General features: G+C 59.8%; 20 protein-coding genes. 7 read left to right on the top strand and 13 right to left on the bottom strand.

Annotated elements, in window-relative coordinates; genetic code table 11:
* Positions 1 to 214: 214 nt before the first annotated feature.
* The gene (urtA, locus tag F8N21_RS21800; RefSeq protein ID WP_150644078.1) at positions 215 to 1,480 is read right to left on the bottom strand and encodes an urea ABC transporter substrate-binding protein; all 1,266 of its coding nucleotides are present in this window, start codon (positions 1,478 to 1,480) and stop codon (positions 215 to 217) included.
* A 268-nt stretch (positions 1,481 to 1,748) separates the two neighbouring features.
* On the opposite strand from urtA, the gene F8N21_RS21805 reads away from it, so the two are divergent.
* A complete protein-coding gene (locus F8N21_RS21805) occupies positions 1,749 to 2,624 on the top strand; it encodes a DUF4329 domain-containing protein (protein ID WP_150644079.1) in 876 nt (291 codons plus the stop codon).
* A 300-nt stretch (positions 2,625 to 2,924) separates the two neighbouring features.
* Here the strand turns inward: F8N21_RS21805 and F8N21_RS21810 are convergent, their stop codons facing one another.
* From F8N21_RS21810 to cbiE, 8 genes are all read right to left on the bottom strand, one after another.
* Positions 2,925 to 4,307, bottom strand: a complete 1,383-nt coding sequence (locus F8N21_RS21810) for a PepSY-associated TM helix domain-containing protein (RefSeq protein ID WP_150644080.1) — start codon at positions 4,305 to 4,307, stop codon at positions 2,925 to 2,927.
* A 179-nt stretch (positions 4,308 to 4,486) separates the two neighbouring features.
* Positions 4,487 to 4,921, bottom strand: a complete 435-nt coding sequence (locus F8N21_RS21815) for a DUF2946 domain-containing protein (protein ID WP_150644081.1) — start codon at positions 4,919 to 4,921, stop codon at positions 4,487 to 4,489.
* Positions 4,922 to 4,940: 19 nt separating this feature from the next.
* Positions 4,941 to 5,435 (bottom strand): copper chaperone PCu(A)C, encoded by a 495-nt coding sequence (locus tag F8N21_RS21820; RefSeq protein WP_150644082.1) that lies wholly within the window; start codon positions 5,433 to 5,435, stop codon positions 4,941 to 4,943.
* A gap of 48 nt (positions 5,436 to 5,483) precedes the next feature.
* Positions 5,484 to 5,885 (bottom strand): DUF2946 domain-containing protein, encoded by a 402-nt coding sequence (locus F8N21_RS21825; protein ID WP_150644083.1) that lies wholly within the window; start codon positions 5,883 to 5,885, stop codon positions 5,484 to 5,486.
* A 46-nt stretch (positions 5,886 to 5,931) separates the two neighbouring features.
* Entirely contained in the window at positions 5,932 to 6,243 is a 312-nt protein-coding gene (locus F8N21_RS21830; RefSeq protein WP_150644084.1) for a hypothetical protein, read from the bottom strand.
* A gap of 485 nt (positions 6,244 to 6,728) precedes the next feature.
* Complete coding sequence (locus tag F8N21_RS21835) at positions 6,729 to 7,466, bottom strand: cobalt-precorrin-6A reductase (RefSeq protein ID WP_150644085.1); 738 nt, start codon at positions 7,464 to 7,466, stop codon at positions 6,729 to 6,731.
* Positions 7,463 to 8,560 carry a cobalt-precorrin-5B (C(1))-methyltransferase gene (locus F8N21_RS21840; RefSeq protein WP_150644086.1) on the bottom strand — a complete coding sequence of 366 codons (1,098 nt, stop codon included), beginning with the start codon at positions 8,558 to 8,560 and terminating at the stop codon, positions 7,463 to 7,465. Before F8N21_RS21840 ends, F8N21_RS21835 begins: the two co-directional genes overlap by 4 nt.
* The gene (cbiE, locus tag F8N21_RS21845; protein ID WP_150644087.1) at positions 8,553 to 9,764 is read right to left on the bottom strand and encodes a precorrin-6y C5,15-methyltransferase (decarboxylating) subunit CbiE; all 1,212 of its coding nucleotides are present in this window, start codon (positions 9,762 to 9,764) and stop codon (positions 8,553 to 8,555) included. The genes F8N21_RS21840 and cbiE overlap by 8 nt, the downstream gene beginning before the upstream one ends.
* A 130-nt stretch (positions 9,765 to 9,894) precedes the next feature.
* Here cbiE and cobG point away from each other — a divergent pair, with 130 nt between their 5' ends.
* From cobG to F8N21_RS21875, 6 genes are all read left to right on the top strand, one after another.
* Positions 9,895 to 11,202, top strand: a complete 1,308-nt coding sequence (gene cobG / locus F8N21_RS21850; protein WP_150644088.1) for a precorrin-3B synthase — start codon at positions 9,895 to 9,897, stop codon at positions 11,200 to 11,202.
* Positions 11,195 to 11,821: a precorrin-8X methylmutase gene (locus tag F8N21_RS21855; RefSeq protein ID WP_150644089.1), complete on the top strand. Its 627-nt coding sequence runs from the start codon at positions 11,195 to 11,197 to the stop codon at positions 11,819 to 11,821. The genes cobG and F8N21_RS21855 overlap by 8 nt, the downstream gene beginning before the upstream one ends.
* A complete protein-coding gene (locus F8N21_RS21860; RefSeq protein WP_150644112.1) occupies positions 11,821 to 12,552 on the top strand; it encodes a precorrin-2 C(20)-methyltransferase in 732 nt (243 codons plus the stop codon). Before F8N21_RS21855 ends, F8N21_RS21860 begins: the two co-directional genes overlap by 1 nt.
* A complete protein-coding gene (gene cobJ / locus F8N21_RS21865) occupies positions 12,552 to 14,258 on the top strand; it encodes a precorrin-3B C(17)-methyltransferase (protein WP_150644090.1) in 1,707 nt (568 codons plus the stop codon). The genes F8N21_RS21860 and cobJ overlap by 1 nt, the downstream gene beginning before the upstream one ends.
* A gap of 221 nt (positions 14,259 to 14,479) precedes the next feature.
* Positions 14,480 to 15,298: a hypothetical protein gene (locus tag F8N21_RS21870; RefSeq protein WP_224788268.1), complete on the top strand. Its 819-nt coding sequence runs from the start codon at positions 14,480 to 14,482 to the stop codon at positions 15,296 to 15,298.
* Positions 15,299 to 15,318: 20 nt separating this feature from the next.
* Positions 15,319 to 16,017, top strand: coding sequence for a hypothetical protein (locus tag F8N21_RS21875; RefSeq protein WP_224788269.1), 699 nt, complete (start codon positions 15,319 to 15,321; stop codon positions 16,015 to 16,017).
* Between the two features lie 132 nt (positions 16,018 to 16,149).
* Here the strand turns inward: F8N21_RS21875 and F8N21_RS21880 are convergent, their stop codons facing one another.
* The 4 genes from F8N21_RS21880 to purH all read right to left on the bottom strand — a co-directional run bounded on the left by F8N21_RS21880 (position 16,150) and on the right by purH (position 22,736).
* Complete coding sequence (locus tag F8N21_RS21880; RefSeq protein ID WP_150644091.1) at positions 16,150 to 16,746, bottom strand: MarC family protein; 597 nt, start codon at positions 16,744 to 16,746, stop codon at positions 16,150 to 16,152.
* 63 nt (positions 16,747 to 16,809) lie between these two features.
* A complete protein-coding gene (locus tag F8N21_RS21885) occupies positions 16,810 to 19,587 on the bottom strand; it encodes a hybrid sensor histidine kinase/response regulator (RefSeq protein WP_150644092.1) in 2,778 nt (925 codons plus the stop codon).
* 98 nt (positions 19,588 to 19,685) lie between these two features.
* A complete protein-coding gene (gene purD / locus F8N21_RS21890) occupies positions 19,686 to 20,981 on the bottom strand; it encodes a phosphoribosylamine--glycine ligase (RefSeq protein WP_150644093.1) in 1,296 nt (431 codons plus the stop codon).
* Between the two features lie 147 nt (positions 20,982 to 21,128).
* On the bottom strand, positions 21,129 to 22,736 hold the full coding sequence (gene purH, locus F8N21_RS21900) for a bifunctional phosphoribosylaminoimidazolecarboxamide formyltransferase/IMP cyclohydrolase (RefSeq protein WP_150644094.1): 1,608 nt from the start codon (positions 22,734 to 22,736) through the stop codon (positions 21,129 to 21,131).
* Positions 22,737 to 22,773: the final 37 nt, after the last annotated feature.

Consider the following 22,773-nt stretch of genomic DNA (forward strand, 5'->3'; position numbering starts at 1 on the left):
GCTCGGCTGCGCAGCAGTCGTAAAACCAGCGGATGCGTTCTACCTGGAAAATTGCGATTGCCGGTTTTAGGGCCGCTTCGCGACCCAGCGGGGGCAAGCCCCCTCGCCACAGTATTCGGCAGCCCTTAAAAGATGTGTAGATACCTGTGCCCCTTGGGGAGAGGGCTGGGGTGAGGGGTGGATCTCAAGACCACCCCAAACTCCAGAATCAGCCTCAGTTGCTCTTCACCGCATAATCCGGCTTCTTGTCATTCCCCGGAATGAACGGGCTCCATGGTTCGGCGCGGATCGGGCCTTCGGTCTGCCAGACCACCGAGAACTGACCGTCGGCCTGAATCTCGCCGATCATCACCGGCTTGTGCAGGTGGTGGTTGGTCTTGTCCATGGTCAGCGTGAAGCCCGACGGCGCGGCGAATGTCTGGCCGGCGAGGGCTTCACGAACTTTATTGACGTCAGTGGACTTGGCTTTTTCCACTGCCTGCGCCCACATATGGATGCCGACGTAAGTGGCTTCCATCGGGTCGTTGGTCACGGCTTTGTCCGCGCCCGGGAGGTTTTTCTTCTTGGCGTAGGCTTTCCAGTCGGCGACGAATTTCTGGTTGACCGGGTTCTCGACGGACTCAAAGTAGTTCCACGCCGCGAGGTTGCCCACCAGCGGTTTAGTGTCGATACCGCGCAGTTCTTCTTCCCCGACCGAGAACGCCACGACCGGAACGTCGGTGGCTTTCAGGCCCTGGTTGGCCAGTTCTTTATAGAACGGCACGTTGGAGTCGCCATTCACCGTGGAGATCACCGCCGTCTTGCCCCCGGCCGAGAATTTTTTGATGTTGGCCACGATGGTCTGGTAATCGCTGTGACCGAACGGGGTGTAGACCTCTTCGATGTCCTTGTCCGCGACACCTTTGGCATGCAGGAACGAGCGCAGGATTTTGTTGGTGGTGCGCGGGTAGACGTAGTCGGTACCGAGCAGGAAGTAGCGCTTGGCGCTGCCGCCTTCTTCGCTCATCAGGTATTCCACGGCCGGAATCGCCTGCTGGTTCGGCGCCGCGCCGGTGTAGAAGACGTTCGGCGACATCTCTTCGCCTTCGTATTGCACCGGGTAGAACAGCAGGCCGTTGAGTTCTTCGAACACCGGCAACACCGACTTACGCGACACCGAAGTCCAGCAACCGAACACCACCGCGACCTTGTCCTGGGTCAGCAACTGGCGACCCTTTTCGGCGAACAGCGGCCAGTTCGACGCCGGATCGACGACTACCGGTTCGAGCATCTTGCCGTTGACGCCACCCTTGGCGTTGATCTCGTCAATGGTCATCAGCGCCATGTCTTTAAGCGAAGTTTCAGAGATCGCCATGGTCCCCGACAAGGAGTGCAGGATGCCGACCTTGATGGTCTCGGCGGCCTGGATACTCCAGGTCATGCCCATCGCGGCAATCGATGCCGACAGTGTGAAAGCCTTGATCAAGCTACGACGCTTCATTGTGCGATCTCCATGAACTCAATTTTTTTTGGTTGGCAGATACGGACGCTGAAAGGGTATTAGCAAGGGTTGTGCCCAGCCGGGGCAGGTCGGCGTTTGTGGGGGTAGAAGGCGGTTTTGTGCACGTCTACGCACCAAGTCAGGGCTCAATGGCGGTGCGGGTGCAAGCGCTGCGCTTATGTGGTGCCTGAGGGCCGGGACGTTCAGACACGGCATTTGCGCCAGGCGATAACTATTTACCGCCCTGGCGCTGTTCCAGATCTTGAAGATGGCAGGTGTCCTGGCACCGATTTCGAAAAAGCAGGTGATGGGGATACTCGACGTATTCAATTCTAAAGGTGAAGTCATGGAACGATATCTTTCGCGACAGGAGCGGTCCGCAGGACCCGAGTCGAATGCAGTGCTGCCGCCACTCAGCCCGGCGTTCATCACTGAAGATGACGCCGCGCGTTATGCTCACGAGTGGATTGGCAATAAACATGATGTGGAATATGGAAGCGTCATTTTACGACGCTTGTCGGATAGCCGATTTTTTGCAACCAAGCCGATTGCCGGAAAAAGCAAAAGCTTCAATTGGCTGTCCATTTTGAAAAGAGAGTCGAACGGTGATTTTGCACATCCCGAAGGCTACCGCATCGTGGGTAACTTGCACTCGCATCCAGAGGCCTTTGACTATACAAAAAAATTAAACCCAACGTGGTCGGACCAGCAGATCAAGGCGTTCATGAGTTTTTACTCGGTGCCGGACATCAGCTTCAACTACGCCGAGCGCAGTACTTTTGCGTCAGCATATCTATCAGGACCTGATGGATCCTTGTTGAAGTACAAACCCAGCGGTACGGAAGCGGAGCGTCAATATGTTCATTGGCTAGACACGAGTGGCCCGTGGGAGTCGCCTCACGCACACGATGGAACGCTTGACGGGATGTTCAAGAAAACGGCTTCCGTTGGAGAGCTTTCCTTTCTTATGTCGAGCGAGATCTGGGGTGGGTTCGTCGGGACGGTGTCCGCCGACTGGGCTCCCTTCGAAACATTCGAGTCCCCCAAGAATCAGCCAGCCTGCAGTCCCGTGTTCGATGATATAAACGCCGCACTGGATTATGCCCAGTTACCTGGGCGACGAGGGTCAAGCATTGCGCAATGATTGGAAAGACGAAGAAAGTGGCGTCATTCGCTCCAAACTCAATGAAGTTCTCAGCAGTTTGGCAGCCTCGGGCAAGCTCTACATTCTGGAGTCCGATATATTCTGGAGACCACGTGGTCAGGTCTCTTCGAGGTTGCTGCTTGAGATGAGCAGGAGGACACCAATCTCCAAACCATCCTGAGTCAAGTTGCTTCAAAATGCGCGCCAGCCACCAACAACCGGCCAGGCAATGAGCCCCTTCAATGATTGACATTGAAGGGGCTCTTTAACGCCTGCGCATCAGGCCGAACCTCGCAGACTTCAGTTTGAAGATGAAGCGGGCTCAGCTTTCCCGATCAGCCGTGACAGCAGCACCCGATCCAGAATCCACACCAGGATCAACGACGCACCCACCAACGGAAAGGCCACGGCCAGCGCAAACATGATGACCATCGCGGTTTTCCACTTTGGCAGGTCATGGCGCAGCGGCGGAATACCCAGCCGACCTTGTGGGCGACGCTTCCACCAGATCACCACACCGCTGACCGCACTGAGCAGAATCATCAGGCACACCAGCAGAACGGCTATCTGATTGAGCGTCCCGAACATCTTGCCTTCGTGCAGCATCACGCCCACTTCCGTGGCGCGAGCGACGGTGCTGTAGTGCTGCCAACGGACATCGGCGAGTACCTTGCCGGTGTATTGATCGACATGCAGGGTGGCATCGTTGCGCGGGTCGTCGGCGAATACCGCGATGGTGAACACACCGCTGGCGGTGGTCGGGAAGGTGATGCTGTAGCCAGGTTCGACCTGGCGCTGTGCGGCGATGTTCTGCACATCTTGCAAGGCGATGGTCGGCGCGGCCGGAGCGCTTGTGGCTCCCGCGTGAGCCATGTGTTCGGCATGGTCGCCGGACACCGGCATAGGCGTATTTTCCATGGCCCATGGCACGGTCTGGCGCGTCGCGGTATTGAGGCTGCGAGCCTCTTGATCGGACTTGGGTACCTCGTTCCACATGGCCGCCGGGAAGCGGTTCCAGAGCTCGGCGTATTGCTTGCCCCAGACGCCGGTCCAGGTCATGCCGCTGAGCAGCATCACCAGCAGCAACGCTGCGCCCCAGAACCCCGTCACCGCATGCAGGTCGCGCCAGAACAGGCGGCCACTGTTACTCAAGCGCGGCCACAGCACGCCGGCCGGCGACTTGCCTCGCGGCCACCACAGGTACAGCCCGGAAACCACCAGCATGATGCCCCAACCGGCGGCCAGCTCGACCAGTCCATCACCCACGGTGCCAATCATCAACTCACCATGGATGGCACGGGCGATGGCTTGCAGGTTGCTCTTGGCGTCCTGGTCGCCGAGGATTTCTCCGCGGTAGGGGTCAATGAACACGTTCAGTTCATTGCCGTCGTTTTGCACCACGAACTGCGCGCTGCGCTCGACATTGACCGGCGGCAGGTATTGCGTGACTTGTCCCTTTGGATAAGCGACCTGCACCCGCCGTAGTTGCTCATCGGCACTGAGGGTGTGATGACCGGCGGGGACGTTCAGCAGGTTACCGTACATCAACGGGTCGAGCTGGGGTTTGAACAGGTAGATGATCCCGGTCAGGGCCAGCATCACCATGAACGGCGCGACGAACAGCCCGGCATAGAAATGCCAGCGCCAGGCCAGGTTGTAGAAAGACACTTTTGGTGGGTTCATCAGACGCGCTCCGCGTGGGCGACTCAATTGTCTGTTAAAAGATCGCAGCCTGCGGCAGCTCCAACAGGATGTGCGGCTTCCTGACGTAGGAGCTGCCGCAGGCTGCGATCTTTTGACTTTTCTTATTAGAAACTCATATCCACCTTGATCCAGAACCGGGCGATGTGAGTCTTGGGTGTTTACCTGACAATGGGCGGGGCGCGGGTGCGGGCGCCGGGGAATACCGTCTGCCGGGCATGACCCAGGCGCGGGGAAGGGCTGATGACACTCGATGTTGGTGGTGTGTCGGATGCCGCGAAGGACAGGCCGCCGGGCAGCGCCGGGCAGTTGTACAACAGGCCGCAATACCCGCACTTCTCCCAGAGCATCTGCTGCTCGGCGGACGCGGGTTTGGAATGGTGTTGCGAAGCGGCGTGGCAGCCGGGCTCGTCGATGCACATGTTCATCGACATGTTCATCGGCATGCCGTGATCCATCGGCATCGCCTGGGAAATCAGCGGACCGATAAAGATCATCAGCATGGCGAACAGGCTGATCCAGCTGCCACGCTTTACTCGCAATGAGCGATGGCGCGGTTCTGATTGCCTGACGCTTGGCGAGCGCAGAGTGTTCATAGGCGCTTCGGGCCAGTGATTACTGGGCGTGGACGTGCTTTTCGGAGCCGGCGGGCGGCTGTTTCTGCACCGCGATCTCAACCGTCACATCACCGGACTTCTCGAAATGCAGGGTCAGCGGGAAGCGCTTGCCGTCGCTCAGCAGGCTGCGGTCTTTAAGTTCCAGGAGCATCACGTGGTACCCCATGGGGGCGAAGGTGACTTCACCACCGGCCGGGATCTCCACGCTCGGTACCTGCTGCATTTTCATCAGCTCGCCTTGCTTCACATGCTCGTGCAACTGGGCGATGCCGGCGATCGGCGAGTTCACACTGAGCAGGCGATCGGCGCTTTTGCCATTGTTATGAATGACGAAATAGGCCGCGACCGTCGGAGCATTCGGCGGCAGTTCCTGCGACCAGGGGTGAGCGATCTGCAACTCGCCGGCAACGTAGTCGTGCGCATTGGCAAAGCAGGCAGGCAACAGCAACGCGGCGAGAAGCAGTGATTGCTTCACCAGGGATTGTTTCAACATGGCAGTTCTCCAGAACGATTCAAAACGCAGATCAATTGCGAGAAGGAATCAGGCCAGAGGCGAGGCGCGGGGATTGAGACTCGGCCATTGCTGGCGCGCAGTGGGCGTTTCGAAGGCGGGTGGTGGCAGGCTTCTATTGGGCTCGAAGCGCGCGAAATACAGCTGCGGCACATGCCCCGGCAACGCCACCAAGGGTGCCGAACCTGAACAGCACCAGCAATGCTGCATGTTGGAGTGGTCGTCGTTTTGCGGGGCCTTTTGCTCAAGCGTGCCCAACGAAATCGCCACCAGCCGGGTGCCGTTCGAGGAACAGAAACTACCCCATAACAACTGCTCGGCGGGCGACTGATTCGCCGCCTGGGCGATGGTCCCGGAGATCGGCATGGCGAGCATGTTGAACAGCACTGCGAAGCAGGCGATCCAGGCAAATGCTAGCCGTTGTCGGGACATGGTCGGATCCGGTGGCGTGGACGATCAAAAGAGGTATTTAGCCTGATCAGTGGCGATAAGTAAAAAGCCCGCGTGCGGCTTGGTGTCGCAACGCCTTGGTCAGCAGTTGCATAAGCCTGCGTGCGACTTCCGGTTCGCCGTTTCGAAAGAGTGTAGCGGCTTCGATTCGTAATGCCTGGGCGAATATCGGGTCGTGCTGGATTCGTGAGCTGATGGTGTGCATGACGTCTTTCAATCCCAAGCGAGTCAAATTTCCATCGCCCGAATCTTCTTCCTTGCAAGCCTTCAGGTAGGCGGACATATCTAAAGGTGTCTGGAGATAATCGGTGACATCGAAGCGGGTAAATTTTTCAGTCATACCGGACCTCTGAACACGAGTCTTGAGGCACCTGTTTTTTACATTATCGACTTTAAGCGCTGATAGGTGCCGATGCTCAGAAATGTTGGGTTAAGGCTTCTGGCTTAACAAGTCGGCCATTTCGGGTAAGGCTGTGTGTAAAGTCTGCCTGGTTTGCAAGGTTCAAGCTTTGCATTGCTTGCAAGGCAGTCTTCGCGGGCAAACCCTAATGCGGTCCGTAGCAGCTGCCGAAGGCTGCGTCCGGCCGCGAAGCGGTCGTAAAATCAGGCACTGCGGTATTCCAGACAAACCGTGCAAGCAGGACTTGCGACTGCTTCGGTCGAGCGCGACCCCGGTCCGAACGCAGCCTTCGGCAGCTGCTACGGGGCAAGCCCGCTGCCACAGGGGTTTGTGTCAGGCACAGATTCGTTGATCGACGCGGTCCAATGTGGGAGCTGGCTTGCCTGCGATCGAGTGCGCAGCACTCGCAACTAACGCGCAGAAGCTCACAGGGGTAGTAGATAACCTTGCTGCGTCAGCGCCTCGAGCGTATTGACCACCGACCCAAACTCCCGCTCAACCCCCGCCGGCTCCGGCCGCTTCAAAATCAACACTGGCACCCCACGTTCCCGCGCCACTTCCAGCTTGGGCTCGGTGGCACTGCTGCCGCTGTTTTTGCTGATCAGCACATCGATCTGTCGCCGTTCAAACAGCCCACGTTCCTCGTCCAGCAGAAACGGTCCGCGGGCACCGATGACTTCGCAACGCTTATTGCCGGGATACTGATCCAGGGCGCGCAAGGTCCAGAACTGCCCGTCCGGAATTTCATCCAGATGTTGCAATGGCTCGCGACCCAGGGTGAACAGAGGGCGTTTGAAGGGCTTGAGCGCTTCAACCAGTTCGGCCCAGTCGCTGACTTCCCGCCAGTCATCACCCGCCTGGGCTTGCCACGCCGGGCGCCGTAACGCCCAGCAGGGGATGGCGCTCAGTTGCGCGGCGGTCGCGGCGTTCTGGCTGATTTGTGCGGCGTAGGGGTGGGTGGCGTCCAGCAGCAAATCGATACCTTCGCTCTCGATGAATTGCGCCAGACCTGCTGCGCCGCCATAACCGCCGACCCGGACCTGACAGGTCAAGTCCGTTGGTACCCGCCCGATGCCGGCCAGGCTGTAGATATGTTGCGGACCAAGCGTGCGGGCAATCGCCAGGGCTTCAGTCACGCCACCGAGCAACAACAAACGTTTCATTGAAAAACTCCCGCGTGACCGACGATGCCACCCTGACGATCGATGGCAAACACCTCGACTTGAACCTGCGCCGGCACCACGCTGCGGGCGAACTCCAGGGCGTGCTGGCACACGGCGTCTCCAAGAGAGATGCCGGCGGCGCTGGCCATGGCCAAGGCTTGTTGGCTGGTATTGGCTTCACGGATGACCTGTTGCAAGACGTCATCAGCACCGACGTCCGCTGCCCACTGCGCCAGTTGCGGCAGATCGATGCTCGAATGCCGGCTGTGCAAATCCATATGCCCGGCGGCGAGTTTGCTGATCTTGCCGAAGCCGCCACAAATACTGAGTTTACCCACCGGCACTTTGCGCAGGTGTTTGAGTACCGCGCCGACGAAGTCGCCCATTTCGATCAGGGCGATTTCCGGCAGGTCGTAGACCTGGCGCATGGTGTCTTCGCTGGCGTTGCCGGTGCAGGCGGCAATGTGCAGGTAGCCGTTGGTTTTGGCGACATCGATGCCCTGGTGGATCGAGGCGATATAGGCCGCGCAGGAAAACGGACGGACAATGCCGCTGGTGCCGAGAATCGACAGACCGCCGAGAATGCCCAGCCGTGGGTTCATGGTTTTCAACGCCAGGGCTTCGCCGCCCTCGACATTCAGCGTGACCTCGAAGCCGCCGTCGTAATTGCGTTCTTGCGCCAGTTGCCGCAGGTGTTCGCTGATCATCTTGCGCGGCACCGGGTTGATCGCCGGTTCGCCGACGCCCAGGACCAGGCCCGGCCGAGTGACCGTGCCGACGCCAAGGCCTGCGTTGAAGCGGATACCCGGTTCAGCATGCAAACGCACATGGGAATAGAGCAACGCGCCATGGGTAACGTCCGGATCGTCGCCAGCATCCTTGATCGTCCCGGCTTCGGCGCCGCCTTCCACCAAACGACAGAACTCCAGGCGCATCTGCACCTGTTTGCCTTTGGGCAGGACGATGTGCACCGCGTCGTGGCTTATGCCGCTGAGCAACAAGCGGGCGGCAGCGAGGCTGGTGGCGGTGGCGCAGCTGCCAGTGGTCAGGCCGCTGCGCAGGGGCGCGGGTTGTTCGGCGGTTTCGTCACGCATCGAAGGGCTTCGCCACTTCCAGCAAAGTAATCGGCAACGCCTGGCGCCAGGTATCGAAGTCCCCCAAGGGCTGCGCCTGAGCGATATGAATGCGGGTCAGTTCACCACCATGCTGTTCACGCCAGGCGATCAGGGTCATTTCGCTTTGCAGGGTGACGGCATTGGCCACCAGCCGGCCGCCGGGCTTGAGTTGCTCCCAACAGGTGTCGAGCACCCCTTGGCGGGTGACGCCGCCGCCAATGAAGATCGCATCCGGTCGCTCCAGGCCTGCCAGCGCTTGCGGAGCGCTGCCGCGAATCAACTGCAAGCCGGGCACGCCGAGGACGTCGCGATTGAGTTCGATCAGTTGCTGGCGACCGTCATCGGCCTCGATGGCCAGCGCGCGACAGCTGGGGTGAGCGCGCATCCATTCAATGCCGATCGAGCCACTGCCGGCGCCGACGTCCCATAACAACTCACCGGGCACCGGGGCCAGGCGGGCGAGGGTGATGGCGCGCACGTCACGCTTGGTCAGTTGGCCATCGTGCTTGAAGGCCGAATCCGGCAGCCCGGCCAGTCGTGATAAGCGGGGTGCGTGGGGTTCGGCGATGCACTCGATGGCGAGCAGATTCAGATCGGCGATGATCGGCTCGCTCCAGTCGCTGGCAATGCCTTCGACGCGTCGTTCAGCCGGGCCACCCAAATGTTCCAGCACGGTCAGTCGGCTCGGTCCGAAACCTCGTTCACGCAACAGCGCGGCGATGGCGGCGGGACTCTGGCCGTCGTTGCTCAGCACCAGCAAACGAATGCCGCTGAACAATTGCGCACTCAAGGCCGCCACAGGACGGGCGACCACCGAAAGCGTCACCACCTCTTGCAGCGGCCAGCCCAATCGAGCCGCTGCCAGCGAATAGGAGGACGGTGCGGACAACACCTGCATCTCATCGCGCGCTACCCGCCGGGCCAGGCTGGCGCCGACCCCGAACAACATCGGATCGCCGCTGGCCAGCACGCACACGGGTTCACAGCGTTGCGCCAGCAGCGGTTCCAGAGAGAACGGGCCAGGCCAGAGTTGACGCTCACCACGGATGCATACCGGCAACAAATCCAGTTGCCGCTGGCCGCCAAAAATCCGTGCAGCGCCCAGCAGCGCGCGTCGGGCGTTCTTGCCCAGACCGCTGAAGCCGTCTTCACCGATGCCTACTACCGTTAGCCAGGGCGCCATCTATATTCCTCAAACCGTGCGTTCCGACGGGCAGGCTTTTCATGCCCTCGGACAAAGCAGGCATAATACCGCGCCTTCGTCCGCGAAGCGCTTCTACCTCTAAGCCGGTGCCCCCTTGAACGAACGTCAGATGTCCGCTGCTTTACGCCCCTCGGCCTGTCCGGGGTTGCTGCGCATCGTCCCTGCCCTGGACGGCGGTATCTGCCGGATCAAACTGGCCGGCGGCTCGATCAGCGCGGCGCAAGCCTGCGCGGTGGCAGACGCGGCCGAGCGTTACGCCGGTGGTGTGATCGAGGCGACCAACCGCGCCAACCTGCAGATTCGCGGGATCGGCAGCGAACAGACGGCGTTGATCGACAGCTTGCTTGCTGCGGGGCTGGGCCCGACCACAGCGGCTGGGGATGACGTGCGCAATCTGATGCTCAGCCCAAGCGCCGGAATCGACCCACACCTGATGATCGACACCCGACCGCTCGCCGGGCAGATCCTCGGCACTCTGCAAAATCACCCACGCTTCCACGACCTGTCGGCCAAGTTCGCCGTGCAACTGGATGGCGGTGAAGCCCTGGCGATGCTCGAACATCCCCATGACCTGTGGCTGGCGGCGCTTGAATCGAACGGTGAATTGCTGCTGGCCTTCGGTCTGGCCGGCTGTCCGATCGATCCACCATTGGCTGCAGTGCCGCTGGCCGAGGGGCATGCATTGGTGGTCGCGGTGCTGGAATTGTTTCTTGAACTGGCGCGCCCTGATCAGACACGCATGCGCCATCTACTGGCAGAACTGCCGGTGGATAACTTTTTGCAGTCATTGAGCAAGCGCGTGTCTTTAACCGCAATTGCCGGTTGGCAGCGCTCGCAGGCACCAAAACTACTGCATATCGGTACTTATCCACAGGGTGAAACCGATCTGGTTTATGTCGGCGCCGTCACCCCCTTGGGTCGTCTCGATCCAGTGATGCTGCGCGGCGTGGCCCAACTGGCCAATGAATTCGGTGACGGCAGCCTGCGCTTTACCCCTTGGCAAAGTCTGTTGCTGCCCAATATCCGTGCGCAAGATGCACCGCAGGTGACACAACGCCTGCACCACCTCGGCTTGCTGTGTTCTGCCGATCAGGCCCTGGCGCAGTTGATCGCCTGCACCGGCTCAAGCGGCTGCGGCAAAGGCCTTGCCGACACCAAGGGTGACGCCCTGCAACTGGCTGCGCTGCTGCAGCGCCAGGGCAATGCCCTGAGTGTGCATCTGTCGGGCTGCCAGCGGTCCTGCGCCGCCGCGCACTGTGCGCCGGTCACTTTGCTGGCCGTTGCCCCAGGTCTTTATGACCTCTATTTTCGCGATGCAGAACAGCCGGGTTTCGGTGCTCTGCACGCGCGTCACCTCACAATTGAAGCGGTTGGCGCATTGCTTGACGCCCGCCCACGGAGCCACCTTGATGCTTGATTACATCCGCGACGGTCAGGAGATCTATCGCAACTCGTTCGCGATCATTCGCGCCGAGGCCCGCCTGGATCGCATCCCGGCCGATCTGGAAAAACTCGCGGTACGCGTGATCCACGCCTGCGGCATGGTCGACGCAATCGACGGGCTGCAATTCTCCCCCGGCGCGGGCAAGGCCGGGCGCGATGCGCTGGCGGCCGGTGCGCCGATTCTCTGCGATGCGCGAATGGTCTCCGAGGGCGTTACCCGTGCGCGTTTGCCTGCCAACAATCAGGTGATCTGCACCCTGCGCGACGAGAGCGTGCCCGACCTGGCGCGAGAGTTGGGCAATACTCGCTCGGCCGCCGCGCTGGAACTGTGGCGTGCGCATCTGGAAGGCAGTGTGGTGGTGATCGGCAACGCGCCGACCGCGCTGTTCTACCTGTTGGAAATGCTCGACGCCGGGGCACCGAAACCAGCGCTGATTCTCGGTTTCCCGGTGGGTTTCGTCGGTGCCGCCGAGTCCAAGGCGATGCTCGCCGCCGACAGTCGTGGCGTGCCCTTCGTGATCATGCAAGGCCGGCTGGGCGGTAGTGCCATGGCCGCCGCCGCCGTCAATGCCCTGGCCACGGAGCTCGAATGATGCAGCAACCTGGACGTTTGATCGGCCTGGGTGTTGGCCCGGGTGACCCGGAACTGATTACCGTCAAAGCCCTGCGCCTGCTGCGCGAATCGCCCGTGGTGGCGTACTTCGTCGCCAAGGGCAAGAAGGGCAATGCCTTCGGCATCATCGAAGCCCATCTGCAGGACGCGCAGACCTTGCTGCCGCTGGTGTACCCGGTGACCACCGAAGCGTTGCCGGCACCCTTGTCTTACGAACAAGTCATCAGCGATTTCTACGATGCCGCCGGCGAAGAAATCGCCACGCATCTGAATGCCGGTCGCGACGTGGCGGTGATCTGCGAAGGTGACCCGTTCTTCTACGGCTCCTACATGTACCTGCATGACCGTCTTGCCGAGCGCTACGACGCCGAAGTCGTGCCGGGCGTGTGCTCGATGCTGGGTGGCGCTTCGGTGCTGGGTGCGCCGCTGGTGTATCGCAATCAGAGCCTGTCGGTGTTGTCCGGTGTGCTGCCGGCCGAAGACCTCAAGCGCCGTCTGGCCGATGCTGACGCCGCGGTCATCATGAAGCTGGGGCGCAACTTCCCCAAGGTTCGTCAGGTCCTGGAAGAGCTCGGGCTGGTGGATCGGGCGCTGTATGTCGAGCGCGCGACCATGGCCAACCAGAAGATCGTGCCGCTGGATCAGGTCGAACCGATGTCCTCGCCGTACTTCTCGCTGATCATTGTTCCCGGTGAAAGGTGGCAAGGTTGATGACTTGTTCTGCTCCGGCCATTGTCATTCTGGGCAATGGCAGCCTCGCCACTGCACGCAGGATCCAGCAGCTGTATCCGGACGCATTGATCCACGGTCTGGCCGAACGGGTCGAAGGCGCCGACCGGATCTATCACGAATTTGGCGCGACCCTGCGCCAGCTCTATCAGCAGGACACGCCAATCATCGCCTTGTGCGCTGCCGGGATTGTGATCCGGACCCTGGCACCACTGTTGCTGGAAAAAGGCGCCGAGCCTGCGGTATTGGCCGTCGCCGAAGACGGTAGTGCGGTGGTGCCGTTGCTTGGAGGCTTGAGCGGGGTCAACGTCCTGGCTCGGGAAATTGCCGCCGGATTAGGCGTCGCTCCCGCCATCACCACCAGCGGTGAACTGCGCTTCGGCACCTGCCTGCTCAATCCTCCGAGTGGCTATGCCTTGGGCGATCTGGAGCTGGGCAAGCGCTTTGTCTCGGACTTGCTCGCTGGCGAAAGCGTGCGTATCGAAGGCGCGGCCCCCTGGCTGGCTCAGGCGCAGCTACCGGAAGATCGACAAGCGCGGCTGGCGATCCACGTCGGCTGTACCGAGCGTGAACCCGCGGCCAATGAGCTGCTGATTTATCCGCGCAGTGTGCTGGTGGCGGTCAGTGCCTGTGCGGTGGACCTGGCGCCAGCGATTCGCGCGGCCTTGCACGAAGCGAAGATCGCTGTTCAATCGGTCGCGTGCCTCTTGGCAGCCAACACGGAAATGGCCAGTCCTCGGTTGCGTGAAGCCGCGCTCGAGTTGGGCGTGCCCCTGCGTTTCGCCGCCGCTGCCGCGAATGTCAGCGAGCTGGCGCAACACGCTGTGCCGCAATTGTTGCCACCGCTGTGTGTGGGCGATGGTATTGCCATCAGTGTCGCCCAGCAGCCGCTGGATCCTTCGCAGATTGGCCGCCCGCGTGGCCGCCTGGCGGTAATCGGCCTCGGCCCTGGCGCTGCCGAATTGATGGTGCCTGCAGTGAAAGCCGAACTGGCCAAGGCCAATGATGTGCTCGGCTATGAAACCTATGTGCGCATGGCCGGGCCATTCCGTGCCGATCAAGTGCTGCACTGCACCGACAACCGCGAAGAAATGCAACGTGCCCGGCATGCCTTTGAACTGGCCGCCCAGGGGCGTTCGGTCGTCGTCGTTTCGTCCGGTGACCCTGGTGTGTTCGCCATGGCCGCAGCGGTGCTTGAAGCGCTGCATGAGTCGACTGACCCGAGCTGGCACAACGTCGACCTGGAAATCCTCCCGGGTGTTTCCGCCTCCCTGGCCACCGCCGCTCAGGCCGGTGCCCCGCTGGGTCACGACTTCTGCGTGCTGTCGCTGTCGGACAACCTCAAACCCTGGGAAATCATCGAGAAGCGCCTGGACCTGGCTTGCCAGGCTGACCTGGCCCTGGCCTTCTACAATCCGATTTCGCGTTCGCGACCATGGCAGTTGGGCAGGGCCCTGGAAATCGTCGCGCAATACCGTACGCCGCAAACGCCGGTGGTGCTGGGGCGCGATATCGGTCGTCCCGGTCAGACATTGCGGGTGACTACGCTTGGGCTTTTGACTCCGGACCAGGTGGATATGCGCACCATGGTATTGGTTGGCTCCTCCACCACCTGTGTGTTCCCGCGCGCCGAAGGAGGTGACTGGGTGTACACGCCACGATGGTATGAAACAAAACCGGGTTCCTGAATATAGGCGGCCTCACTCTGAGGCCGCCTATTGCACCGCCGCGATGAAAGTCATGGATGTTGGCAGGCTATTTGCGCGACTCTAAATATAACGCGATATAAAAGTTTGCTGCCGGTAATGATTGGCATAGGTTTGCGAGTGAGGAAATTTGACACTCCAGGCAGCGTGTTTTAGTGTTTGAGTTACCGCATGGAGCGGTTTATTAAGATAGGGAAGTTAAAATGAACGAGCAGAATGGTCGGGGTTTTCAGGCGGTTGTCCGTCATGCTTTTAATGAGAACATGCAAGATCAGTATTTTGAAGGTGTCAGTGCCGAACTGGCCGTCGTTGCACCACGCTCGAAACTCAAACGCTTTGCGCGCCAGGATGATATTGCAGGTGAAGTTGCGCAGGACAATGGTCCTGCAGTGGTCGGGCCATCGCTCATGGTATTTGATGAGCAACTTTCCGTAGACGACAGGCAAAATGCAATTGACTCCCAGACTTTTGCAGAAGCGGTTGTCAGGCGTTTGCCGAAGGGCACGTCAAACGAACAGCGCTACATTGAATATAATGATGCATTGTTGGCAACTGGATGGACTGTGGAAAGTTTCACGTATAAGAGGTTTGTGTCCAAAAAGGTTACCCTTACTGTAAACGAAGCGGTGCTGCAGGTTCTTGAGACTGTCATTGCGGGTGGCTCTGGAAATATCCTGAGTATGGTTTCTTCAGGGTTCAGGCAACTGAAAGGCGATAAAGAAGGGCTGAAAGTCGTGGATATCGGAAGCCAGCGTAACCAGGTCATCAGTTTCAAGGCTGTTCCTTGCATCGCTACACCGGGCGGTGGAATGGCGTTGGTCCTGGGGGGGCTTGATCTGATCGATAAAAAATACGATGGCAATTTTCTATTTGTCAGTTTCCAATCCGAAGGCGTGCAGCTTTTTCAGGCCGCCGGCGTTCGTAATTTCAACAGGCGTATGTTTGAACGAAAGAAACAAAAGGTGTATGACTACATCGATCAGTTTGGGGATGATCTGTTTAAAAAGCTGACGAGCCAATAAGACAATAGGGATGCCTGTTAGTGGATACTAGCGGATTTGCCGGCAGGGATGCGCCGGGAGTAACAAATACTTCACTACTTGCGGATGCGGCTGTCGTGGGTGGATGTCTGCTCTCCTTTACTCCGCAGGTCTACCCGCAGGACCAAAAGGATATCCAGGACTGTCTGCTTTATGCAGAGCATGCAGCGAATGATAAATATCCGGGTCAAGTTTCGAAGAAAATCTGGTTTGATTATTATCAAGGCAGATTGTTGAAGGCGGGCTTTGCTCTCAGGACTCTGGTGCCTAACAAGCAGTTGAGAGTGTCGAATGTCAATCAACTGGTGGATATCAGTCATGGCATTATTGGTCGTTTTGGGTCTGAACGGCTGGGTCAGTTATTCAAGGTAGCGTATAAAGCCTTGAAGCTGGACGATATTGCCTGGGACTTCTTTCGGGGGAATGTCGCAGAGGGCGGTTTGAGTGTTCTCAGGTGCGCACCTTGCGAGCGGCTCGGCTCGGGAGAGGTTGTTGTGTTTTTATACGGCTTGCGCTTCAGCACTGTAACGTTTGAAGAGGATTTCTTTTTCTGGAGTGAGTTCGAAAGAGAAGTGGTCATCATACCTGACGGTGGAGTTTTTGTTTTCAATCCAGAGGTGTTTGAACACTACCGGGAGAGAGTTCACCAGAAAATCGATGCCTATTCAGACAAGGTTTTCGTGAGAAAATTGAAACTCTGAACTGTTCGGTCTTAACCATTAGCAAGACCTTGTTATGGGTTGCAAGGTCTTGCTTTCCCGTTATGGCGCAGATGCGCCACCATTGGGTGGCAACCGCGACTCAGTGACGATTGATCGCTACCGGGTTCTGCGTCAGGGAACCAGATACCCTCTGATCCCGGTAAAGATAATCTGCGCCGCCAGTGCACACACGAACAACCCCATCAATCGACTGACAATCTGCAGACCCTGATCGCCAAGAATGTGTTCGATACGGTGCGACAGATAGAGCACCACGCCGACGGTAAGGCTGGCCAGGGCGATGCTGAGGATGGCGGTGAGTTTGTCGTCCCAGTGGGGCTGGCTGACGCCCATCACCAGCAGTGCGCCAATGGTGCCTGGGCCGACGGTCAGGGGAATGGTCAGCGGGACGATGGTCACGTCTTGCTGCACGTTATCGGTCTGCACCGCCAGCTTGCCTTGAGCCATGCCCAATGCCGAGATGAACAGCACGCTCCCGGCGCCGATGCGAAAGGCGTCCACGGTGATGCCGAACACGCTGAAAATCACTCGTCCGAACAAATACAGCAAGACGCTGGAGACCAGGGTTGCGAGGGCGACTTTCCAGGCCAGGCGCCGGCGCTCCTTGCTGGAATAGCCGCGGGTCAGGCTGATGAAGCAGGACAGAACGAAGAACGGGCTATAGAGCACCAGCATCTTCAGGTAAACGCTGAACAGCACGTGGAGCATGGTTGGGGCTCGCAACGAAGGAGGGCGAGGGGGAGTCTATCAGGCGTTGCTCCGTCTGTCGGCTCAGGAAGTTTGAGCTGCCAGTTGATTCTGCAAATCCCGTTGGGCCACCCAGTGTTCGATCAACTCACGCAGTTGCGATAGCTCGACCGGTTTGGCCATGTGCCCGTCCATGCCGGCCTGACGCGCGCGTTCCTTGTGCTCGGTCAGGATATGCGCGGTGAGTGCTACCACCGGAGTGCGTATACGCTGGTTGCCGACTTCCCAGGCGCGCAGTTGCTGGGTAGCGGAAAAACCATCGAGGATCGGCATTTCACAATCCATCAGCACCAGATCGTAACGTTGGGCTTTCATCGCCAGCAGCGCTTCCTCGCCATTGCTGGCGGTGTCCGGCTGCAGGTTGAGCTTGCCGAGCATGCCGCGAATCACTTTGGTCGAGATACTGTTGTCTTCAGCGACCAGGATGCGGAAATCGTTGGGCACCTTGATCGGTACACGTATGCCTGACGGCACAGGGTGTGGCACCACCAGGCCCTTGTTGCGTCGGGTCAGCTCGTCGGCCAGGGTGGTCTTGAGGGTGTAGCCGGCAACCGGTTTGGCCAGGATGCGTTTGACCCCCGAGTTGCGCGCAATGATCTTGCTCGGCGCGTTGCTGATGCCGGTGAGCATGATCAGCAGGATGTCGTGGTTCAGGCTCGGGTCTTCCTTGATCTTCGCCGCCAGTTGCATGCCGGTCATGCCGGGCATGTTCTGGTCGAGCAGGACCACGTCGAAGTAGTCGCGCAGGTGCGCCTTGGTCCGCAGCAGGGCCAGCGCTTCCTTGCCGGAAGGCACGGCACTGACGTTCAGGCCCCAGGCGCTGCATTGCTGTACCAGGACTTTGCGACAGGTATCGTTGTCATCCACCACCAGCACTCGGGCACCCTGCAGCGGGCCATCAAGGTCGGAGGTCGGATGTTCCAGGCGTTCCGGATCCAGCGGCAAGGTCAGCCACAGGGTGCTGCCGCAGTTGTTACCGCTTTTGATTCCGAATTCGCCGTGCATCAGCAGGATCAGCTGGCGGGCGATGACCAGCCCCAGATTGCCACCCAGGCGCGTCGCCGAGAGGAAGTTCTTGCTGTGCAGTTCGGCGTTCAGCAAGGCATCGCGTTCGCTGGTGTCCATCGGTATGCCGCTGTCCTGGACTGCGATGCGTAGCCGCGGTTTGGCGCTGCGTTCGTCCAGGGCGACGACGATCAGAATTTCGCCTTCGTCGGTTTTCTTCAGGGCATTTTCCAGCAGGCTCAGCAATGTCTGGCGCAGGCGCGTAGGGTCGCCGCTGATCACCCGTGGTACTTGTGGCTGAATAAAACTGATCAGTTCGACATTCTGCTGCTCGGCCTTGGCCCGGAAAATACTCAGGCAGTCTTCGATCAGGGCGTTGAGGTCGAACTGCACATCGTCCAGCTCGATTTGCCCGGACTCGAGCTTGGAGATGTCGAGAATCTCGTTGATCAAGGTCAGCAGTTCATTGCCGGCGCTGTGGATGGTCTGCACGTAGTCCCGCTGTTTGACCGACAAGGGGGTGCCCAGCAGCAGCTCGGTCATGCCCAGTACACCATTCATCGGGGTGCGGATTTCGTGGCTGATCTTCGCCAGAAACTCGGCCTTGGCGTTGATCTCGGCGTTGCTGGCTGCCAGGTCGCGGCTGACGCTGAAACGGTTTTCAGTGATGCTGCGTTGACGCTCGCCCAGGGCAATACTCATCAACACGCCGCTGAGACAGATGAACCCGAGCAGCGTCATGATCAGGCCTTGCGGCGCCACCAGGGTCAGCCCCAGTAGTGCTGGCAGGATGATCAGGGTACCGATGTTGAAGATCACCATGGCGACCACGAACAGTCGAGCCGGGCGAAAGCCTTTCTGCCAGTGATAGGCGCCGACGAACAGCATGCTCAGGCCGGCGAGCGCCACCAGCGCGTAGGTAATGATGTTCAGCGGCAGGGTGTCGACAAACAGCAGTAACAGGCTGCACAAGGTGGTCAGCAGGATATCGCCCAGCAACAGCCGGTTCAGCGGGTGGGGGCCCAGTGGAGCGAAGAATCGGTAGGCGAACATCAGGCCGCAGGGTGCTGTCAACAGCAAGGCCAGATAGGCGCCAGGGGTTTGTACGGCGTGCCAGTCCGGCAGCCAGAGGCCAGGCAGATTCAGCAGCAGGAGCAGGCTGAGCAGCAACAGGCCTTCGCAGGCGGCCAGCCATAGGGTGCTCCTGGAGCGGGTGTAGGCGTTGCGCGTCAGATTATGCAGGATCAGCATCGCCAGACAGCCGAACAGCAGGCCATAGATCAATGTCTGGCCTTGATCTGCCGCGGTCATGACCGCCGATTGCAAGGTGATGTAAGGGCGTAGCTGATGCTCGGATACCAGCCGCACATACACCTCGAGGGTGTTTGGACTTTGCGGCAGCGCCAGCATGAAGTCGCTGCTGGGCAACGGCCTCTGGGCTTGCGGCTGATCGGCGCCAGTGTTCAATTGCTCGATCAGCTTGTCGTCGTCGAGCACGTATAGATTCAGTTGAGCCAGATCTGGCGCGAAAATGCGCAGCAGTTGCTCGTGTTTGCCCGGCTGGAGTTTGAAGCGCAGCCATAAGGCGCCATCGGGCTCGGCGGCGGTCAACTGGTTCAGTTCAATCGGACTGAATTGATTGGTGTAGCGGGCAGAGCGGATGTCGCTCAGTTGCAGGTCGGCCGTTTCGTCAAGCAATACCGCCCAGCCACTGCCTTGCGCGGCTTGGGCCGGTAGCAAACAGAGCAGAGTCAGCAGGCTGACGGTAAGACCTATGGCAATCCTGAGCCAGCGCACGGCGAAATCCCTTCGTAGGTTGATGCCAGATTACAACTATGCGTGTGGCTGAATGGCACGGCAAGGGTCTGGGACCCTTGCCTGGCCGAACGGATAGCTTATTCCTGATGTTCGCCACGCTCGCGGGCAATGGCACGGTAGCCAATGTCCTTGCGGTAGAAGCAGCCTTGCCAATCGATTTTAGCCGCCAATGTGTAAGCCTGCTGTTGAGCTGCCTCGACACTTTGGCCCAGGGCGGTGGCGCAGAGCACTCGGCCGCCAGCGGTCACCACCTGACCGTCTTTCAATGCGGTGCCAGCGTGAAAGACTTTGCCTTCCAGTGCGGCCGCTGCGGCCAGACCTTCAATGACTGCATCTTTGGCGTAATCGCCGGGATAGCCACCGGCTGCCAGCACGATACCCACGCTTGGACGTGGATCCCATTGCGCTTCGACCTTGTCCAGTGCCTGGGCCAGAGCAGCCTCGATCAGCAACACCAGGCTCGACTGCAGACGCAGCATCACCGGTTGGGTTTCCGGATCGCCGAAGCGGCAGTTGAACTCGATGACTTTCGGATTGCCGGCCTTGTCGATCATCAGACCGGCGTAGAGGAAGCCGGTGTAGACGTTGCCTTCCTCGGCCATGCCACGCACGGTCGGCCAGATGACCAGATCCATCACCCGCTGATGCACCTCGGCAGTGACCACCGGGGCCGGGGAGTAGGCACCCATGCCGCCCGTGTTCGGGCCGGTGTCGCCGTCGCCGACGCGTTTGTGGTCCTGGCTGGTGGCCATGGGCAGAACATTCTTGCCATCGACCATGACGATGAAGCTGGCTTCTTCGCCGTCGAGGAACTCCTCGATCACCACCCGGGAACCGGCTTCGCCGAACGCATTGCCGGCGAGCATGTCACGTACGGCGTCTTCCGCTTCGACGAGGGTCATGGCGACGATCACGCCTTTCCCGGCGGCCAGGCCGTCGGCCTTGATCACGATCGGTGCGCCTTTTTCACGCAGGTAAGCCAGGGCCGGCTCGATCTCGGTGAAGTTCTGGTAGTCGGCGGTCGGGATCTTGTGGCGAGCCAGGAAGTCCTTGGTGAACGCCTTGGAGCCTTCCAGCTGGGCGGCGCCAGAGGTCGGGCCGAAGCAATCCAGGCCGCGGGCGCGGAACAGATCGACGACGCCGGCTACCAGCGGTACTTCCGGACCGACGATGGTCAGGGAAACGTTTTTCTCGGCAAAATCAGCCAGCTGCTCAAGGGCCAGCACGTCGATAGCGACGTTCTCGCACTTGGCTTCAATGGCAGTGCCGGCGTTGCCCGGAGCGACGAATACTTTTACGACGCGCGGATCCTGAGCCACTTTCCAGGCCAGGGCGTGTTCACGGCCACCGTTGCCAATGATCAAAACATTCATTTCAAAAACCTCGATGACGCTGAATTCTGTGGGAAGCGCTGCATGCCGCCGTAGGAGCTGCCGCAGGCTGCGATCTTTTGATCTTGATCTTAAAAAACAAAGTCAAAAGATCGCAGCCTGCGGCAGCTCCTACGGGGGAGCGGTGTATCAGTGACGGAAGTGGCGCATGCCCGTAAAGACCATGGCAATGCCGGCTTCATCGGCGGCTGCAATCACTTCATTGTCACGCATCGAGCCGCCTGGCTGGATCACCGCAGTGATGCCGACCTTGGCCGCGTTGTCGATGCCGTCGCGGAACGGGAAGAACGCATCCGAGGCCATGACCGCACCCTGGACCTGGAGACCTGCGTGTTCAGCCTTGATCGCGGCGATACGCGCGGAGTTGACGCGGCTCATCTGGCCAGCGCCGACGCCGATGGTCTGGCGGTTCTTGGCGTAGACAATGGCGTTGGACTTGACGTACTTGGCGACTTTCCAGGCGAAGATCAGGTCGTTGATCTCCTGCTCGGTCGGGGCGCGCTTGGTCACCACTTTCAAGTCTTCGCTGCCGATCATGCCAATGTCGCGGCTCTGAACCAGCAAACCACCGTTGACGCGTTTGTAGTCCCACGCAGCGGCGCGATCCGCCGACCACTCGCCGCAGGCCAGCAGGCGCACGTTGGCTTTGGCGGCAACGATGGCACGGGCTTCTTCGGTGACGCTTGGCGCGATGATCACTTCGACGAACTGACGTTCGACGATGGCTTTGGCGGTTTCAGCGTCCAGCTCGCGGTTGAAGGCGATGATGCCGCCGAACGCCGATTCGGTATCGGTGGCGTAGGCCAGTTCGTAAGCCTGGCGGATGCCGCCTTCGGCGTCCGGGCTGACGGCCACGCCGCACGGGTTGGCGTGCTTGACGATGACGCAGGCCGGCTTGACGAAGCTCTTCACGCATTCCAGCGCGGCGTCGGTATCGGCCACGTTGTTGTACGACAGCTCTTTGCCTTGCAGCTGGGTCGCGGTGGCGATACCGACGTCGCTTGGCTTGGCTTCAACGTAGAACGCCGCGCTCTGGTGCGGGTTCTCGCCGTAGCGCATTTCCTGCGCCTTGATGAACTGGCTGTTGAAGGTGCGCGGGAACTGGCTGCGACCTTCGGTGCCGAGGGTTTCAGCCGTCTGGTTCACGGTGCCGAAGTAGTTGGCAATCATGCCGTCGTAGGCGGCAGTGTGTTCGAAGGCCTTGAGCATCAGGTCGAAGCGCTGAGCATAGGTCAGGCCGCCGGCCTTGAGGCTTTCCAGGACGCTGGCGTAGTCGCTGGCGTTGACCACGATGGCCACGTCCTTGTGGTTCTTGGCCGCGGAGCGAACCATGGTCGGGCCGCCGATATCGATGTTTTCGATAGCGGTCGGCAGGTCGCAACCGGGCTTGGAGATGGTGGCTTCGAAGGGGTAGAGGTTGACCGCTACCAGATCGATCGGCTTGATGCCGTGTTCATTCATGATGGCATCGTCGATACCGCGACGACCGAGGATCCCGCCGTGGATTTTCGGGTGCAGGGTCTTGACCCGACCGTCCATCATTTCTGCGAAGCCGGTGTAGTCCGCCACTTCCACTGCGGCCACGCCGTTGTCCTGCAGCAGCTTGAAGGTTCCGCCGGTGGAAAGGATCTCGACGCCCAGAGCTGAAAGCTCCTTGGCGAACTCGAGAATCCCGGTCTTGTCGGAAACGCTGATCAAGGCGCGGCGGATCGGCAGGCGGGTAGTCTGGTCGGTCATTTCAATTTCCATCAAAAGCAAAGGAGTCAGCAAAAAA

It is taken from the genome of Pseudomonas fluorescens (assembly GCF_902497895.1).
GTDB classification, from domain to species: Bacteria; Pseudomonadota; Gammaproteobacteria; order Pseudomonadales; family Pseudomonadaceae; genus Aquipseudomonas; species Aquipseudomonas fluorescens_BP.